The sequence below is a fragment of the Pseudomonas sp. TH21 genome, from assembly GCF_016651025.1.
Lineage (GTDB): Bacteria > Pseudomonadota > Gammaproteobacteria > Pseudomonadales > Pseudomonadaceae > Aquipseudomonas > Aquipseudomonas aylmerensis.
In genome coordinates, this window is sequence record NZ_JAEKEQ010000001.1 from 3798138 (window position 1) to 3815629 (window position 17492).

The 17492-nt window shown below is 62.2% G+C and carries 15 protein-coding genes; 9 read left to right on the forward strand and 6 right to left on the reverse strand.

The window, feature by feature from the left end:
* Nucleotides 1-4 precede the first annotated feature (4 nt).
* From JFU04_RS16600 to dhaL, 3 genes are all read left to right on the forward strand, one after another.
* A complete protein-coding gene (locus JFU04_RS16600) occupies nucleotides 5-1120 on the forward strand; it encodes an MDR/zinc-dependent alcohol dehydrogenase-like family protein (RefSeq protein ID WP_065907723.1) in 1116 nt (371 codons plus the stop codon).
* A gap of 69 nt (nucleotides 1121-1189) precedes the next feature.
* A complete protein-coding gene (locus JFU04_RS16605) occupies nucleotides 1190-2191 on the forward strand; it encodes a dihydroxyacetone kinase subunit DhaK (RefSeq protein ID WP_201144987.1) in 1002 nt (333 codons plus the stop codon).
* Between the two features lie 3 nt (nucleotides 2192-2194).
* Nucleotides 2195-2842: a dihydroxyacetone kinase subunit DhaL gene (gene dhaL / locus JFU04_RS16610; protein ID WP_120448870.1), complete on the forward strand. Its 648-nt coding sequence runs from the start codon at nucleotides 2195-2197 to the stop codon at nucleotides 2840-2842.
* On the opposite strand, the gene JFU04_RS16615 is transcribed toward dhaL, so the two are convergent.
* Nucleotides 2799-3695 carry a LysR family transcriptional regulator gene (locus JFU04_RS16615; RefSeq protein WP_201144989.1) on the reverse strand — a complete coding sequence of 299 codons (897 nt, stop codon included), beginning with the start codon at nucleotides 3693-3695 and terminating at the stop codon, nucleotides 2799-2801. The two genes, dhaL and JFU04_RS16615, sit on opposite strands and share 44 nt — an antisense overlap.
* 103 nt (nucleotides 3696-3798) lie before the next feature.
* Here JFU04_RS16615 and JFU04_RS16620 point away from each other — a divergent pair, with 103 nt between their 5' ends.
* A complete protein-coding gene (locus JFU04_RS16620) occupies nucleotides 3799-4284 on the forward strand; it encodes a heme-binding protein (RefSeq protein WP_201144991.1) in 486 nt (161 codons plus the stop codon).
* Nucleotides 4281-5813 carry an MFS transporter gene (locus tag JFU04_RS16625; protein WP_201144993.1) on the forward strand — a complete coding sequence of 511 codons (1533 nt, stop codon included), beginning with the start codon at nucleotides 4281-4283 and terminating at the stop codon, nucleotides 5811-5813. Before JFU04_RS16620 ends, JFU04_RS16625 begins: the two co-directional genes overlap by 4 nt.
* A gap of 114 nt (nucleotides 5814-5927) precedes the next feature.
* Here the strand turns inward: JFU04_RS16625 and sohB are convergent, their stop codons facing one another.
* Nucleotides 5928-6953 (reverse strand): protease SohB, encoded by a 1026-nt coding sequence (gene sohB, locus JFU04_RS16630; RefSeq protein ID WP_065907712.1) that lies wholly within the window; start codon nucleotides 6951-6953, stop codon nucleotides 5928-5930.
* 193 nt (nucleotides 6954-7146) lie between these two features.
* On the opposite strand from sohB, the gene JFU04_RS16635 reads away from it, so the two are divergent.
* Both JFU04_RS16635 and JFU04_RS16640 read left to right on the forward strand, forming a co-directional pair.
* Complete coding sequence (locus JFU04_RS16635; protein ID WP_065907710.1) at nucleotides 7147-7857, forward strand: histidine phosphatase family protein; 711 nt, start codon at nucleotides 7147-7149, stop codon at nucleotides 7855-7857.
* A gap of 56 nt (nucleotides 7858-7913) precedes the next feature.
* On the forward strand, nucleotides 7914-8228 hold the full coding sequence (locus JFU04_RS16640) for an SCP2 sterol-binding domain-containing protein (protein WP_016969749.1): 315 nt from the start codon (nucleotides 7914-7916) through the stop codon (nucleotides 8226-8228).
* A 62-nt stretch (nucleotides 8229-8290) separates the two neighbouring features.
* Here JFU04_RS16640 and JFU04_RS16645 read toward each other — a convergent pair whose 3' ends face one another.
* The 3 genes from JFU04_RS16645 to JFU04_RS16655 form a co-directional block, all read right to left on the reverse strand.
* Nucleotides 8291-8884: a hypothetical protein gene (locus tag JFU04_RS16645; RefSeq protein WP_106803566.1), complete on the reverse strand. Its 594-nt coding sequence runs from the start codon at nucleotides 8882-8884 to the stop codon at nucleotides 8291-8293.
* A gap of 212 nt (nucleotides 8885-9096) precedes the next feature.
* Nucleotides 9097-11733, reverse strand: coding sequence for an MGH1-like glycoside hydrolase domain-containing protein (locus JFU04_RS16650; RefSeq protein ID WP_201144995.1), 2637 nt, complete (start codon nucleotides 11731-11733; stop codon nucleotides 9097-9099).
* 69 nt (nucleotides 11734-11802) lie between these two features.
* On the reverse strand, nucleotides 11803-13212 hold the full coding sequence (locus JFU04_RS16655) for an OprD family outer membrane porin (RefSeq protein ID WP_065907705.1): 1410 nt from the start codon (nucleotides 13210-13212) through the stop codon (nucleotides 11803-11805).
* A 289-nt stretch (nucleotides 13213-13501) separates the two neighbouring features.
* Between JFU04_RS16655 and hglS the strand changes: the two genes are divergently transcribed.
* Nucleotides 13502-14878, forward strand: coding sequence for a 2-oxoadipate dioxygenase/decarboxylase HglS (hglS, locus tag JFU04_RS16660; protein ID WP_106805648.1), 1377 nt, complete (start codon nucleotides 13502-13504; stop codon nucleotides 14876-14878).
* 153 nt (nucleotides 14879-15031) lie between these two features.
* Here the strand turns inward: hglS and JFU04_RS16665 are convergent, their stop codons facing one another.
* On the reverse strand, nucleotides 15032-15256 hold the full coding sequence (locus JFU04_RS16665; protein WP_065907703.1) for a DUF465 domain-containing protein: 225 nt from the start codon (nucleotides 15254-15256) through the stop codon (nucleotides 15032-15034).
* Between the two features lie 174 nt (nucleotides 15257-15430).
* On the opposite strand from JFU04_RS16665, the gene tkt reads away from it, so the two are divergent.
* Nucleotides 15431-17488 (forward strand): transketolase, encoded by a 2058-nt coding sequence (gene tkt, locus JFU04_RS16670; protein ID WP_201144997.1) that lies wholly within the window; start codon nucleotides 15431-15433, stop codon nucleotides 17486-17488.
* Nucleotides 17489-17492: the final 4 nt, after the last annotated feature.

The following is a 17492-nucleotide window of genomic DNA, read 5'->3' on the forward strand; positions in this document are numbered from 1 at the left end:
TGTCATGTCCACCGTCACCGAACGCACCCCCGAACAACTGTCTCCGGTCATCCCGAAAACCATGCAGGCCGTGGTCTGTCACGGCCCTGAAGATTACCGCCTGGAAACCGTCGACGTGCCCACGCCCGGCCCCGACGAGATTCTTACCAAAGTCGAGTTGTGCGGCATTTGCATGGGCGATATCAAGACCTATCGCGGCGCCCCCTCGTTCTGGGGTGACGCCGAGCAACCCCGCTATGTGAAACCGCCGATGATTCCCGGCCATGAATTCGTCTGCCGTGTGGTTGCCCTGGGCCCAGGCGCGGAGAAACGTGGCGTGGCGGTCGGCGACCGGGTGATCTCCGAGCAGATCGTGCCGTGCTGGGGCTGTCGCTTCTGCAACCACGGCCAATACTGGATGTGCCAGAAGCATGACCTCTATGGCTTCCAGAACAATGTGCAGGGCGCCATGGCCCAGTACATGATCTTCACCAAGGAAGGCATCATCCACAAAGTGCCAGACTCCATCGCCCCCGACGAAGCAATACTGATCGAACCGCTGGCGTGTTCGCTGCACGCGGCGGAACGCGCGAATGTGGATTTCGACGATGTGGTGGTGGTCGCCGGCGCCGGCACCCTGGGGCTGGGGATCATCGGCGCGGTGCGCATGCGCAACCCGAAAAAGCTCATCGTGCTGGACATGAAACCCGAACGCGCTGCCCTTGCCTTGCGCATGGGCGCCGACGAGGTCTGGAACCCGGCCGAGGTCGATGTACTGGCGAAGATCCGCGAGATCACCGAAGGCTACGGTTGCGACATTTACATCGAGGCCACCGGGCACCACAAGGCCGTGAACCAGGGCCTGGCGATGCTACGCAAGCTGGGGCGTTTCGTGGAGTTCAGCGTGTTCAATGACGAAGCCACGGTGGACTGGTCGATCATTGGCGACCGCAAGGAGCTGGACGTGCTGGGCTCGCACCTGGGCCCGTACATGTACCCGCGCGCCATCGACTTCATCGGCAACCGCAAGATCGACATGCGCGACGTGGTGACCCACAAGTTTGCGCTGGCAGACTTCAAGGAAGCGTTCGCAGTGATGGAGCGCGGCGACAAATCACTGAAGGTAGTCCTGGAACCCTGACCCACAGGCGAACACGCCCTGGCGTTGATCCATGTTGCCCCCTAGAACAAGAACACAGGAACCCGCGTTATGAATCGAGTCATCAACGATCCGGACCAAGTGGTCGAGGACATGCTGCGCGGTATTCTGGTCGCGCACCCCGAACTGCGCCAATACGAGGCCAACCCTCGGGTCATCGTCAAGGCCAGGCCTTCGGCCCAAGGCAACGTCGGCATTGTCACCGGCGGCGGCTCGGGCCATGAACCGGCCTTTCTCGGTTATGTCGGCCCAGGCCTGGTGGATGCGGTAGCCGTCGGCGAGATCTTCTCCTCGCCCACCGCCAAGAGTTTTTTCGACGCGTTCCGCGCCGCAGACCAGGGAGCCGGCGTGGCCTGCCTCTACGGCAACTATGCCGGCGACAACATGAACGTGAAGCTGGCGATGAAAATGGCCGCCAGCAAAGACATGCGTATCCGCACCGTGGTCGCCAACGATGACGTGGCATCTGCGCCCAAGGCCGACATTGCCAAGCGCCGTGGCGTGGCTGGGGAAATCTTCATGTGGAAGATCGGCGGTGCCGCTGCCGCCCAGCACTACGACCTGGACGGGGTGATCCGGGTCGCGCAGAAAACCGTCGACCACTGCCGCTCGATTGGTATCGGCCTCACGCCGTGCACCATTGCGGCGGTGGGCAAGCCGAACTTCCAGATCCCCGACGGCCAGATGGAACTGGGCATCGGCCATCATGGCGAACCGGGCATCGAAGTGGTTCCGATCGAACCGGCCGCAGCCATGGCTGAACGCATGCTCGCGCCGATCCTCGCCGACCGTGACTTCAGCCAGGACGACAGCGTGGTGGTGCTGGTCTCGGGCCTGGGCGCCACGCCGGTCATGGAGTTGTATATTTTCTATGCCGAGGTCGAAAAACAGCTCAAGGCCAAAGGCTTGAAGATTCACCGTTGCTATGTCGGCAACTACTTCACGTCCCTTGAGATGATGGGCGTGACCCTGACCTTGCTCGGCCTCGACGCCGAGTTGAAAACCCTGATCGACCAACCCTGCCGCTCCATCGGCATGACCCAGGCGGAGTGAACCATGAGCCAGCATTTTTCCACCCGTGACGGCAGCGCCATCGTCGCCGACCTGGTCAGCGTGATCGTGGCCAACCGCGAATACCTCAGCGAAGTCGACGGTGCCATTGGCGATGGCGACCATGGCATCAACATGGCCAAGGGTTTCGCCCATTGCGGGCGCACCATCGAAGGCCGCCAACTGACCCTGGCCGAAGCACTCGACGAACTGACCCTCAGCCTGATGGAAGGCATCGGCGGCTCCATGGGCCCACTGTATGGCAGCCTGTTCATTGGCATGGCCGATGAAGTGCGCAACAGCGACGACATCGACGCCGCAACCTTTGCTCATTTGCTGCGCGGCGGCTTGACCTCGTTGCAGGACATTACCGAAGCGGGTGTGGGCGACAAGTGCCTGATGGACACCTTGATCCCGGCCGTCGAAGCCTTCGAGCGGGCGCATGCCTCCGGGGCCGCCTTCAGCGACGCACTGGACGCGATGAAAGCCGCCGCATCACAGGGCCGCGATTCGACCAAGGACCTGGTGGCGAAGATCGGCCGCGCCAGTCGCCTGGGCGAACGCTCCCTCGGCGTGCTGGATGCCGGGGCCGTGTCGTGCTGCCTGATCCTTACACGCCTGGCCGATTCGGTACAGCCGCGACTGTCTGCTTGACCTGCTGGATGTACCGCGCCACCGCCGGCGCTTTTTCGAAGCGCCGGTGAATCAGCGACAGCCACGACGACGCGTCACTGCCCTGGATGCTGCGGTACACCACGCCTGGCAAACTCACATGCCCGACCATTGACGCCGGTACCACCGCCACACCCTGCCCGAGTGACACCAGCGCCACCACCGCCACCAATCCGCCGGGCTGCGGCCCGAGGCGCGGTGCATAGCCGCCTTGCGCCGCCACCTGCAAGGTACCGCTGATTTGCTCCGGCAAGATGAACGTCTCGTTTTGCAGGTGCGCGCAACCGATGGCCTTCAGCCCCAGCAGCCAGGAATCCTGCGGCAGCGCCAAGACAAACCCTTCACTGTCCAGGCGTACCGCCTCGACACCCTCCGGCAGGGTCATGGGCGAGCGGATATAGCCGATATCGACACGCCCATCCGCTACCGCGCCAGGCAACGTCGCCATCGCACATTCGCGCACGCTCACGCTGACATCCGGAAACGCCTGGCTGAACGCCTGGATTTGCCGCTGCAACAGGCCCGAATACACCGCCGACGCCACATAGCCCAATTCGATATGACCGATCTCGCCACGGCCGGCGCGCTGGGCATTGCGCTGGGCGAACTCGAACTGGCGCACCGTCGCCTCGGCCTCGATCAACAGTGCCGCACCCGCCTCGGTGAGGCTGACTTCGCGTTGCTGGCGGATAAACAGCCGCGTGCCCAGCGTCGCCTCCATGTCCTGGATTTGCCGACTCAGGGTTGGCGGTGCAATGCCCAGCTGCTCCGCCGCGCGGGTGAAGTTTCGGTGCCGGGCAACCGCCAGGAAATAGCGGAAATGACGTATTTCCATCGCAGGATTAGCTCAAAGGTAATGAAGATCATGCTGGCGCCTAATAAAGCTCTGATGGACCGGGGATAAGCTAGGCGCACGCTCACAGTAGAGAGACCCGCTTATGTTAGTCAAATCGCTGGTACTGGTATTGACCGGCCTGAGCCTCGCCCCCGCGGCGATGGCGAACGAACCACCCGCCAGCGTTGCCCACAAGGCAACACTGACCCTGGCCACGGCTCAGCAGATTGCGGCGCAGGCACGTAAAGTCGCCGCGGATAACGGTTGGCCCTGCGCGCTGGCGATTGTCGATGACGGCGGCTGGCCGATTCTCACCACGCGCATGGACGGTGCGCCGGTAGTCGCCGGGATCGAGCTGGCCCAAGGCAAGGCGCGCACCTCGGCGCTGTTCAAACGGCCTTCGGCCGACCTCGAAAACGCCATCAACGGTGGGCGCCCGGCGGCCGTCACAGCCGGCCTGCTGATGATGAAGGGCGCGCTGCCGATCATCCTCGAAGGCCAGGTCGTGGGTGCCCTCGGCATCAGCGCCGACACCCCGGCCCACGATGAACAGATCGCCCAGGCGGCGTTGGCGGCGGTGCACCCATGAGCACCGCCAGCCCACGGTTTACCCTGCTGACCGCCTCCGGGGTCTGTTCGCTGATTGTGCTCGACACCAACATCGTCGCCGTGACCCTGCCGAGCATCGCCCGCGACCTGGGCGCGAACTTTGCCGATATCGAATGGGTGGTCAGTGCCTACATGCTCGCGTTCGCCGCCCTGCTGTTGCCAGCGGGCAGCATCGCCGACCGCTTTGGTCGCAAGAAGACCCTGGTCTGGGGCCTGGGGATTTTCATCCTGGCCTCTCTCGGCTGCGGCGCGGCGCCCACTGCGCTGTGGCTGGATATCGCGCGGGCCGTCAAAGGTGTCGGCGCAGCCCTGCTCTTGACCTCGGCGCTGGCCTCCATCGGCCACACCTTCCACGACGAGGTCGAGCGCGCCAAGGCCTGGGCCTTCTGGGGCGCCTGCATGGGCGTGGCGATGACCGCCGCGCCGACGCTGGGCGGCCTGATCACCGAATACCTGGGCTGGCGCTGGATCTTCTACCTCAACCTGCCCGTGGGCCTGGTGTTGATGAGCCTGGTGCTGCGCGCCATTCCAGAGTCCCGAGACACCCAGTCTGCACGCCTCGACCCGTGGGGCAGCCTGACCTTCAGCGCAAGCTTGCTGTGTTTGATCTGGGGCCTGATCGAGGCCAACCGCATCGGCTGGGACAACCCGCTGACCTATGCGCGGCTACTGGGCGGCGCAGCCTTGCTGGCTGCGTTTGTCCTCGCCGAACGCCTGCAACAACGGCCGATGGTCGACCTGCAACTGTTCCGGCATCCGCGCTTCATCGGCGCGCTGCTGGGGATGTTTGCCTATGCCGGCTGCGCCCAGGTGATGATGACGCTGCTGCCGTTCTACCTGCAGAACGGCCTGGGCTTTTCCGCGATTGCTTCAGGGCTGGGCATGCTGCCCTTTGCCCTGACAATGTTGATCTGCCCACGGATTGGCGCACGCCTGGCCAGCCGTTTTACCCCGTCGACAATGATGGCGACGGGACTCACGTTGGTCGGCAGCGGCAATTTGCTGAGCGCCTGGGCGGTGAACATCGGTGGTTACCTGCCCTTCGCCCTGGCCATTGCAGTCACGGGCGCCGGAGCGGGCCTGCTGAATGGCGACACGCAAAAAAACATCATGGCCTGCGTGCCACGAGACCGTGCCGGCATGGCCTCGGGCATGAGCACGACCATGCGTTTCAGCGCGATCATGCTGGCGATTGGCGTGTACGGGGCATTGCTGAGCAGCCACAGCGAGCAACTGCTGCGTGCGAGTCTCGACAGCCAGTGGCAGGCGCAGCTAGCGGGAATTGCCTCGCGGGTGGTGGCCGGGGACATGCCGGCGGCGATGGGCTTGTTGCCGGAGACGGCCCGGGCGGTAGCACAACCACTGGCGCGGCAGGCGTTTGTCGGCGGGTTCGGCGCTGTGTTGTGGGTGGCAGGGTTGTTGGGCCTGCTGGGCGCGTTGGTGGTGGGGATGCTGATGCGAAAGCCGATTCCTATAGTGCAACAGGCCTGCGTGCTAACGCAGAACTGAATGTGGGAGCGGGCTTGCCCGCGATGGCGTCAGTTCAGTCGGTAGAGGCATCGACTGGTACATCGCTATCGCGGGCAAGCCCGCTCCCACAGGGGCATCACGCAAATTACGGTGTTACCAGAAGCGCTGCTGGGTCAACCGGCTCCACCAGGTCAGCAGCACACGGTCCACCGAGCCGCTGGCCGCCAGGCCCACTCGCTCCTGCAGGCTCTTGCGCTCGGCGTAGTGCAGGTGGAATACCTCGGCGGTCTTGGCCTTGGTAGCCAGGTATTCGTCGCTGGTCTGCAGCTCGTCGACCAGTTGCTTGTCCAACGCTGCAACACCCAGCCACACTTCTCCGGTCGCCACATCATCAATCGCCAATTGCGGGCGATAGCGCGAGACGAAGTTCTTGAAGAGTTGATGGGTGATGTCCAGGTCTTCCTGGAACTTCTCGCGGCCCTTCTCGGTGTTTTCGCCAAACACCGTGAGGGTGCGCTTGTACTCACCGGCGGTCAGCACTTCAAAGTCGATGTCGTGTTTCTTCAACAGGCGATTGACGTTGGGCAACTGCGCCACCACGCCGATGGAGCCGAGGATCGCGAACGGGGCGCTGATGATCTTCTCGCCGATGCACGCCATCATGTAGCCGCCGCTGGCCGCGACCTTGTCGATGCACACGGTCAATGGCACGCCCGCCTGACGGATACGCGCCAGTTGCGACGACGCCAGGCCATAGCTGTGGACCATGCCGCCGCCGCTTTCCAGGCGCAGCACCACTTCGTCCTTCGGGGTGGCCAGGCTCAGCAAGGCAGTGATTTCGTGGCGCAGGCTCTCGGTGGCCGAGGCCTTGATGTCGCCGTCGAAATCCAGCACGAACACCCGTGGCTTGGCCTCGGGTTTCTTCTTGCCTTTTTTCTTTTCGGTCTTGCTCTCGGACTTGCGCAGGGCCTTGAGCTGGTCCTTGTCGAGCAGGCTCGACTCCAGGCGCTCGCGCAGGCCCTTGTAGAAATCATTCAGTTTGCTGACCTGCAGCTGTCCGGCGGATTTGCGACGGCCTTTACTGCGCAGCGCCGCGAAGCTGATCAGTACCACCAGAATAGCGACCACCAGGGTGACGGTCTTCGCCAGGAAACTCGCGTATTCGGCCAAAAAATCCATGTGACTCCTTACAAGTGCAGTGCGCCAGGCGCGGATTGCCCCAGCATACCGGCGGCACCGCGTTCGGGCCAGTGATCAAACCGCCAGTAAGCGGCCTCTAACGAGCTTTTAAAACAAGCGTATGTTTTTTCATTGACAGCTCCCTGGCATCCTCATAACCTCGCCAGACTTTCAACGTACCGGGAAAACGGACGTGGGCAGCATCTATCTGATTCGACATGGCCAGGCCTCCTTCGGTGCAGACGACTATGACGTCCTGTCGCCCGTCGGCGTGGAACAAGCGCAAGTGCTCGGGCGCCACCTGGCGGACCTGGGCCTGGTGTTCGACCGCTGCGTGGCCGGCGACCTGCGCCGCCAGCAGCACACCGCCACGGCCGCCTTCGATCAGTACAGCGCCCTCGGCCTGCCGGTACCGGCCCTGGAAATCGACAGCGCCTTCAACGAATTCGACGCCGACGCGATTATCCGCGCCCTGCTTCCAGACCTGCTGACCACCGAACCCGAAGCCCTGGAGATCCTGCGCAACGCCGCGCAGAACCGCAGCGAATTCCAGCGCATCTTCGCCCTGATCATCGAGCGCTGGCTGGCCGGCACCTATGATCCGCCGGGCCTGGAAAGCTGGCTGGGCTTCGTCGAACGGGTCCAGGGTGGCCTGCAACGCATTCTGGAAGCGGCGGACAACGCACAGAAGATTGCAGTGTTCACCTCCGGCGGCACTATCACCGCCCTGCTCCACCTGATAACCCGAATGCCGGCGGCCCAGGCCTTCGAACTGAACTGGCAAATTGTTAACACCTCGCTCAACCAGCTGAAATTCCGTGGTCGCGAGGTGGCACTGGCTTCCTTCAACAGTCATACCCACTTGCAACTGTTGAAGGCGCCGCAGCTCATCACGTTCCGATGAACTGCGGCCAACCGTGACCCCAAGGTCACTGGACTCTACCCTAAAGGATCGAAACCATGACTGACGTAGCCAAAGCTGTAGAAGCAATGAAAGCCAAATTCAACCCAGCCGCTGCTGACGGCCTGGACCTGGTGTTCGGTTTCCGTATCGACGACACCCAGAACTTCTCGCTGGTGGTCAAGAACAACACCTGCGAACTGCTAGAAGGCGAAAACCCTGACGCCCAAGTGACCCTGGTCACCGACGGCGAAACCATGGAAGGCATCGTCAGCGGCGACACCGACGGCATGCAGGCCTTCATGAGCGGCAAGCTGCGCACCGAAGGCGACATGATGCTGGCCATGAAACTGAGCGAGCTGTTCCCGGCCTGATAAGCCCGCGCTCAAAAAAATCCCGCCTTTCGGCGGGATTTTTCGTTCAGCCAGCCTCCCGGTCAGCGGGTGTTGGCGTCATCCATTTCTTCGAACGTGTCCATGTACGCAGGGTCATTACCATCGTTTTCACGAATCACACGCCCGTCATACTCGGCGGTGATTTCACCGGTATTGACGTCAAGCCCAACCACGATCACCAGCTTGTATTTGCCCACTTGCAAGTACATGTCATAGAGGTCCCGGGGTTCATCGGGCAGCATAAAAAAGCTGTAGCTGTAACGTACGCGCTTGGTTAACACGGGCCACTGTGCTTCAAACGCGCGGGGATCGAAGGATGGGAGCACATCGCCGATTCCACGCAGCGCGGCCTCGACCAGTTGGTCATTGTCCTTGGCTTTGAAGACCACCGGATGAGTGCGAGTCATCGTCCGCATCGGGTTGGGAACAATATCCGTTTCAAGGCGGTACATGCCGCTGCTGAACCATTTTGTCGCATCGAAGGTGTCGTCACCTTTCTCGCAATCGCGGCAATGCATCATCAGCGGCGCCGCAGCGCTTTCCCGGGGATACAGTGAAGTGATCAACACTGCGCAGGTGATCAGCAGTGCCCCTAATAGGCCTGCACTGCCAACCCGCGCGATAACATTCGCCATCGTCTACATCCTTGTCTGAAGGGGTGGCGAATTTACCTGATTCAGACCTTTCGGTGGCAGGATTTTTTGCCTGCCATTTCGCAAGCCATGAAGTTTCAAAGTGGGAGCTGGCTTGCCTGCGATGGCGTCGGCACTGCCTGCATCAATGCTATCGGCTCCACCGCTATCGCAGGCAAGCCAGCTCCCACAGAAAAGCAGATCCGTGGCGCAGCCTAGATTTTCGGCTGCAGCAACAACGCCACCAACGCACTCCACCCCGTCTGGTGCGACGCCCCCAACCCACGCCCGGTTTCGCCATGGAAATACTCATGGAACAACACCAGGTCGCGACTGGCCGGGTCTGCTTCCAATTGCGCATAACCCGCCATCGACGGGCGCAGGCCATCTTCATCGCGCAAAAACAATCGCGTGAGACGTTGGCTGAGGCTGTCGGCCACTTCTTCAAGGGACGCCAGATAACCGCTGCCCGTCGGGTACTCCACCGAGAAGTTATCCGCGTAGTAGCGGTGAAACTCGCGCAGCGATTCGATCAGCATGTAGTTCACCGGCATCCACAGCGGCCCGCGCCAGTTGGAGTTGCCGCCGTACAGGCGCGAATCGGATTCGCCAGGCTGGTAGCGCGCGCACAAGGTGTCGCCATTCATCTTCAGCCCCAGCGGCTGCTCGGCGAAGGCCTTGGACAAGGAGCGCACACCAAACGCCGAGAGAAACTCGTTGTCATCGAGCATGCGCCGCAGCAAGTCCTTGGTGCGCTCGCCCCGCAACAAAGCCAGCAACAGGCGATTGCCCTGCCCCGGTTCGTTCCAGCGCGACACCAGCTTGGCCAGGTCCGGCCGATGGTGCATGAAGCCCAGCAGGCGCTCGCGCAGACCTTCAAGGCCCTCATGCTCGCGCTGCTCCAGCACCAGCACCGCGAACAACGGCATCAGGCCGACAATCGAACGCAGGCGTACCGGCTCGCTCTGGCCATCGGGACGGTGCAGCACGTCGTAGAAAAACCGGTCCTGCTCGTCCCACAGCCCTTCGGCGCTGTCATCGACGCGGTTGATCGCGCCGGCGATATAGAGGAAATGCTCGAAGAACTTCACCGCGATGTCGACATAGACGACGTTGCGCTTGGCAAGCTCCAGCCCGATTCGCATCAGGTCCAGTGCATACGCCGCGACCCACGCCGTACCGTCGGCCTGGTCCAGTTGATAGCCCGGCGGCAACGCGGCCGAGCGGTCGAACAAGGCGATATTGTCCAGGCCGAGGAAACCGCCCTGGAACAGGTTGCGCCCCTCGGCGTCCTTGCGGTTGACCCACCAGGAAAAATTCAGCAGCAGCTTGTGGAAAATTCGCTCGAGGAAATCCATATCGCCGACGCCGGTCAGCGCCTTGTCCTGCTGATACACACGCCAACTGGCCCAGGCATGCACCGGCGGGTTGGCATCATCGAACCGCCACTCATAGGCCGGCAGCTGGCCGTTGGGGTGCATGAACCGGTCTTTGACCAGCAGCAGCAATTGTTGCTTGGCATACCCGGGGTCAATCAGCGCAAAGGCCACGGCCTGGAAGCCCTGGTCCCAGGAGGCGTACCACGGGTACTCCCAGGTGTCGGGCATGGAGAGGATGTCGAAGTTGGACAGGTGCCGCCAATGGGTATTGCGAAAATGCAGGCGTTCGGGCGGCGGCGCAGGCTGGGCCGGGTCTCCGTCGAGCCACTGGTTCACATCAAAATAGTACAGCTGCTTGGACCACAGCAATCCGGCCAGCGCCTGGCGCTGCACATTGCGCGCGTCGTCATCGGCGATGCCGTGCTGCAAGGCGGCGTAGAACTCATCCGCCTCCTGGCGGCGCAAGTCGAACAGCTTGCGCGCATTGACCTCGGGCGCGTCCGTCGGGGCAAAACGCAGGTACAGGGTTTTATGCTCAAGGCCTGCAAGTTCAAGGCTAAACCGCGCGGCGACCTTGGTGCCGGCGTCGCGGCGAATCGCCGTGGCAACGCCGTCCACCACGTAATCGTTGATGCCATCCTTGAACGGCCCCGGCGTCGGTTGTCCGTCGAGCTTGGGAAAGTTGGTCTGGTTTTCGCAGAACAGCCATTCCACCCCCTCCTGGCCCCAGGCGCTGAGATGACGATCGTCGAGTTCGTGATGCCGGGCCAGTACCCGATCAGTGTCCAGCGTCAACGCTGGCTTGGGCGCGTCGAAGGTCCAGCTCCAGTCATTGCGCGCCCACAGTTGCGGCAATACCTGCAAGCGCGTTGGCTGTTCGGAGCGGTTGTGGACGGTGACGCGCATGAAAATGTCGTCGGGCGCGTGCTTGGCGTATTCGACGCTGATGTCGCAGTAACGGTTGTCTTCGAACACGCCGGTATCGAGGATTTCATACTCGGCATCATCCAACCCGCGGCGCCCGTTCTCGGCGATCAGGTCAGCGTAGGGAAAGGCCGCGTGCGGGTATTTGTAGAGCATGCGCATGTAGGCATGGCTCGGTACGCCATCGACGAAAAAGTACAGTTCCTTGACGTCTTCACCGTGGTTGCCCTCGGCGTTATTCAGGCCGAACAGGCGTTCCTTGAGGATCGTGTCGCGCTCGTTCCACAAGGCCAGGCCCAGGCACCAGCGTTGCGCCTTGTCACTGAAGCCGGCAAGCCCATCTTCGCCCCAGCGGTAGGCGCGGCTGCGTGCATGTTCATGGGGGAAATAGGTCCAGGCATCGCCATCGGCGCTGTAGTCTTCGCGCACCGTGCCCCATTGGCGTTCGCTCAGATAGGGGCCCCACTCGCGCCAACGTTCGGCATCCGGCGTCGCCAGGCGTTGGCCTTCAATCGTGTCCAGTATTCGGGTGTTGGGTGTGGCCGTCATTGGGTCCTCCATCGCCTACCAGGTGAGGAGCAGTGTAGAACCCAATGACGCCCGGGTGCACATGAAGACTTAGAAGATCGCGTACGTGTAGTTGAAGATCAGGCGTGTCTGGTCCTGGTCGGCGGTGCCGGTGTTTTTGCCGTGGTAGGTACCGGTACGGAAGGTGGTACCGAAGCCTTTCAGAGGACCGGCCTGCACAACGTAGTCCAGGCGGAAGTCGGTTTCGTTTTCTTTCTGGTCCGGACCACCGGCCACTTTCGACTTGATGTCCGAGCCGTCCAGGTACGCCACGGACGCCTTCAGGCCCGGTACATAAGCCTTGAAGTCATACGAGTACTGACCGAAGTTGACCTGCTCGCCGGCACGGGAGAACTGGCCGACCACGGCGTCGGTGAACAGGTAGAAGTCGCTGCCGCCGGCGCCTTGCGCGTGCGGGTCGGCGATGCTGCCCTGGTTGACCCAGACAAAACCGCCATCGTCACCCACGCCAATGTGGCCCAGCATCAGGCTGCTGCCGCCCAGCTGGTAGGTGAAGGCGGCGCTGTAGGTTTTGTTGTCGACTTCGTTGGCGTGCTTGGCGTAACCGCCGTTGTTGTTGAACTGGTAGCCGCTCTCGCCGTTCTTGCCGTCGCTGGTGCTGTCGAAGTAGCGCAGGTCGGTCTTGAACGACTGGTCATTGCCCAGCGGCAGCACGTGGACGAGTCCGAAGTAGTTCTGTTTGTAGAAGTCTTGCAGTTGGGCGTAGTAGTACTGCAACGTCAGGTTTTTCGCGACGACGTTGTCGGAAGAACCAAACGGCTTGTAGTCCAACCCACCGAACTTGAAGCTGTCGCTGTCGCGCTGGCCACCGGCAACGCTCAAGCCTGTGGAGTTGCTGGAGGCACGGCCTTCGGCGCGGTTCAATTCACCGCCGGTGAACGTCACGTTGGGAATGTCGCTGGAGGTGAGGATGCCGCCGTCAAAGGTCTGCGGTGCCACGCGGCTGTCGTTGGAGACCAGGATCGGCAACACCGGCGCCAAGCCACCCCCGACGTGCAACTCGGTCTGGGAAATGCGGAACTTCACGTTACCCGCCGCACGACCAAAGGAATCGGCCGGCTCGGTGCCGTTGTTCTTGGTCGGGAAGAAACTGTTGCCGTTACCCGACAGGCCAGGGCCCGCGGTGTGGCCATCGCCGCCGTCCAGGCGCAGCGCGCCAAAGGCCATGACGTCGAAACCGACACCCAGGGTGCCTTGGGTGTAGCCGGATTTATAGTCGAAGCGCAGCAATGTCGCGGCTTCGCGCAGATCGTTGTTGGTCCCCGAGCGGTTATCCGCGCTGTAGTACATGGTCCGCGAACTGACAGCGGCGTGGCTGTCTTCGAGAAAGCCGCTGTGACCGTTGCCCGTGCCCAGCGAACCGAGCCCGAAATCATCAGCCAATGCGTGTTGTGCAAGAACGGCGGCGGTGATGGATAACGCCAGTGTAGAAATTTTCATTAACGACGGCCCCTAAACATATTTTTATGTGTGCGATGTGCGAAACGACGTTTTCATCCTTGCAAACGTGACGATTCTTTCATGGCGGATGGGGCTGACTCCGTGAAGAATTAGTTAGGAAAGGCTCGGAAAAATGAAATTTCCAGCCGGCCGTTTTTTGTCATATTCGCGTCATCTCATTCATTTGCAGAATGAAGTCCAGAGGAATCTTCGTTTGCAACCTCACCTGCAGCTCAACAAAATCCAGCGAACGGTCACCTTCATCGGCAAAGCCATCAGGAATTTTTCTATGCACACCAGCGCACATATCAGCCCCGACGAGATCCGCAAGGGCTTTTCCAAGGCCATGTCCGATATGTACCGAGATGAAGTTCCGCTGTATGGGGCGCTGATGGAGCTGGTGGCCGAGACCAATACCCGCGTATTCGAGCGCGAACCGGCCCTGGCGCAACAGCTGCAGCGCACCGGCGAAATCCAGCGCCTGGACCAGGAGCGTCACGGCGCCATCCGCCTGGGCACTGCTGCGGAGCTGGCGACCATCAGCCGCCTGTTTGCGGTGATGGGCATGCAACCGGTGGGCTACTACGACCTGACGCCCGCCGGCGTGCCGGTGCATTCCACGGCGTTTCGCGCGGTACATGAAAGCGCGCTGCAAACCAGCCCGTTTCGCGTGTTCACCTCGCTGCTGCGCCTGGAGCTGATCGAAAGTCCTGAGCTGCGCGCCTTCGCCGAAGCGGCCCTGGCCAAGCGGGCGATCTTTACCCCCGGCGCCCTCGCGCTGATCGAACAAGCGGAGCAGGACGGCGGCCTCGACGCCAACGATGCGGAGGCCTTCATCCGCCAGGCCCTGGAGACCTTTCGCTGGCACCACACCGCCACCGTCACCGCCGCGCAGTACCAGCAACTCAGCGACCAGCACCGCCTGATCGCCGATGTAGTGGCCTTCAAGGGCCCGCACATCAACCACCTGACCCCGCGCACGCTGGACATCGACCAGGTGCAGGCCGCCATGCCCGGCAAGGGCATCACGCCCAAGGCCGTGATCGAAGGCCCACCCCGCCGTCGTTGCCCGATCCTACTGCGCCAAACCAGCTTCAAGGCCCTCGACGAACCCATCGCCTTCACCGACGCCCAAGGCAGCCACAGCGCGCGCTTCGGTGAAATCGAACAACGCGGCGTCGCCCTCACTCCCAAGGGGCGTGCGCTGTACGACCAACTGCTGAACGCCGCCCGCGACGCACTCGGCGCTTTCCCCAATGAGGGCAACGCCGCACGCTATATGCAATTGATGGAGCAACACTTCCAGGCCTTCCCGGATGACCATGCGCAGATGCGCGAACACGACCTGGCGTACTTCCGCTACTTAGCCACGGACAAAGGCCTGGCGGCACGCGGCCAAGCCGATCAGCCGCGTACGCTGTCAGCGCTGATCGCGGCCGGTCATGTGGACGTGGAACCGTTGGTGTATGAGGATTTCCTGCCAGTGAGTGCGGCGGGGATATTTCAGTCAAACCTGGGGGACGCGGCGCAGAGTCACTACGCAGCCAATTCGAACAAGGCCGAGTTCGAGAAGGCGCTGGGGCGCCAGACAATCGATGAATTGCAGCTGTACGGCGAGACGCAGCAGCGCTCTATCGATGAGTGCACCCGCGCGCTGCTGGGGTAAAAAGACCGAGTGCCCACCCGGCTCACCAGCGCCGTCCTGGCGCCGCAACAGTCCCCAGAGCCGGGTGGGCGGTCGGCATCATAAGCAGCGAAGTGGAAGATGTCCCTCAGACAATTCTGAACAAAAATTACCGTTTCGTTGCAAGCGCACGGCTTATCCCAGCCGCCCCACGATCTCATCTTTGACCAACAAGCGTTTCTTCTTCAGCTTCTCCACGTCCTCATCGCTGGCACTGGCAGACTCCGCCTTCAGCACCGCGGCGTCGGCTGCGTCGTATTGACTGAACAGCGAGTCCAGGCGTTTGTCGCTGGCCCTGCGTTCGTGAACGACTTCCTTGGTAAAACCCAAGTCCTGGTATAGGTCGTGTTTCACTGGCATGGCGTACCTCCGCAAGTTGATCAATGGCTACAGCCTTGAAGCTAGCCCATTCCAAGGGGTCTTGTCATGTCCGGGGTCAAACCATCCCCGTTCGTCGCAACGCCGGCGATGCGATCAAACCTTTGCCGTGCCCTGCCCTCCACTGTAGATCGCACCCTGAGGGAGACCGGTTTCATGACTCACGCTGCCACTGCTGTCGACACCCAATGCATCAATACTATTCGCACCCTGGCCATGGACGCTGTGCAGAAGGCCAATTCCGGCCATCCGGGGACGCCCATGGGCCTGGCGCCGGTGGGCTATACGTTGTGGAGCCGCTTCCTGCGCTACCACCCGGACCATCCCGACTGGCCCAACCGTGACCGCTTCGTGCTGTCGGTAGGGCATGCGTCGATGCTGCTGTACTCGCTGTTGCACCTGGCCGGCGTGGTCGAGATCGATGCGCATGGCAAGCGCTCGGGGCAACCGGCGATCAGCCTGGACGACATCAAGCAGTTCCGGCAAATGAGTTCCAAGACCCCGGGCCATCCCGAATACCGCATGACCACCGGCGTGGAAACCACCACCGGCCCCCTCGGCCAGGGCTGCGCCAACAGTGTCGGCATGGCCATGGCCGAACGCTGGCTGGGTCAACGCTTCAACCGCGATGGCAAGGTGCTGTTCGATTACAACGTCTACACCCTGTGCGGTGACGGCGACATGATGGAAGGCATCAGCAGCGAAGCCGCCTCGATGGCCGGGCACTTGAAGCTGGATAACCTGTGCTGGATCTACGACAACAACACCATCAGCATCGAAGGCCATACCGAACTAGCCTTCAGCGAAGACGTGATCAAGCGCTTCCAGGCCTATGGCTGGCACACCTTGCACGTGACCGACGCAAATGACTTGCAGGCCCTGAGCACCGCCCTGGAGACCTTCAAGGCCAACACCGGCGCACCGACCCTGATCGTGGTCGACAGCGTGATCGGCTACGGCTCGCCCCACAAGCACAACACTGCCGCCGCGCATGGCGAGCCGTTGGGCGACGAGGAAATCCGCCTGACCAAGGCCGCGTACGGCTGGCCGCAGGATTCCAGTTTCCTGGTGCCCGATGAAGCGCGCACAGTGCTGCGTGATGCGCTGCTGGAGCGCAGCCGGCCACTGTATGACGCCTGGAAGCAGCACCTGACGCACCTGGAGCAATATGAACCGGAGCTGGCCGATGAACTGCAGCGCATGCGCGCCGGTGAAATGCCCGAGCATTGGCAGGACGGCTTGCCCAGCTTCGACACCGACGCCAAGGGAGTGGCCAGCCGCGCCGCCGGTGGCGAAGTGCTGAACGCGTTTGCCCAGCAGATTCCGTGGTTGCTCGGCGGTTCGGCGGACTTGTCGCCCTCGACCAAGACCAACCTCACCTTCGACGGTGCCGGACGTTTCAGCGCCGACGACTACAGCGGGCGCAACCTGCATTTCGGCATTCGCGAACATGCGATGGGCGCGATTGCCAATGGCATGGCGCTGTCTTACCTGCGGCCGTACACCTCGACGTTCCTGGTGTTCAGCGACTACATGAAACCGCCGATCCGCCTGGCGGCGATCATGGAGCTACCGGTGGTGTTCGTGTTCACCCACGACTCGATTGGCGTCGGCGAGGATGGGCCGACGCACCAGCCAATCGAGCATTTGACCCAACTGCGCGCCACACCGGGGTTGCTCACCCTGCGTCCAGGCGATGCAAATGAAACCCTCGAACTGTGGAAAGTCGCCCTGGCACAAACCCATCGTCCGAGCTGCGTGGTGTTGTCGCGCCAGCCGCTGCCGACGCTGGATCGGTCAAAGTACGCGCCCGCATCCGGAGCGGCCAAGGGCGCGTATGTGCTGGCCGGGGCTGAGCAGCCTAAAGTGCTGCTGTTGGCGACGGGCAGCGAAGTCAGCCTGGCGGTGGCGGCCTATGAGCAGCTCAAGGCTGAGGGCATCGCCGCGCAAGTGGTCTCGATGCCGAGCTGGGAACTGTTTGAAGAGCAGGACCAGGCCTACCGCGACAGTGTATTGCCGCCCGCCGTGAAAGCACGCGTGGTGGTCGAACAGGCAGGCCCGCTGGGCTGGGACCGCTACGTCGGCCAGACCGGCGCCAAGGTGGTGATGAACAGCTTCGGCGCGTCGGCGCCGTTGGCGAAGCTGCAGGAGAAGTTCGGCTTTACCGTGGAGAACGTGGTGAAGCAGGCCAAGCAACAGATCCAGCAAGCCTGACACG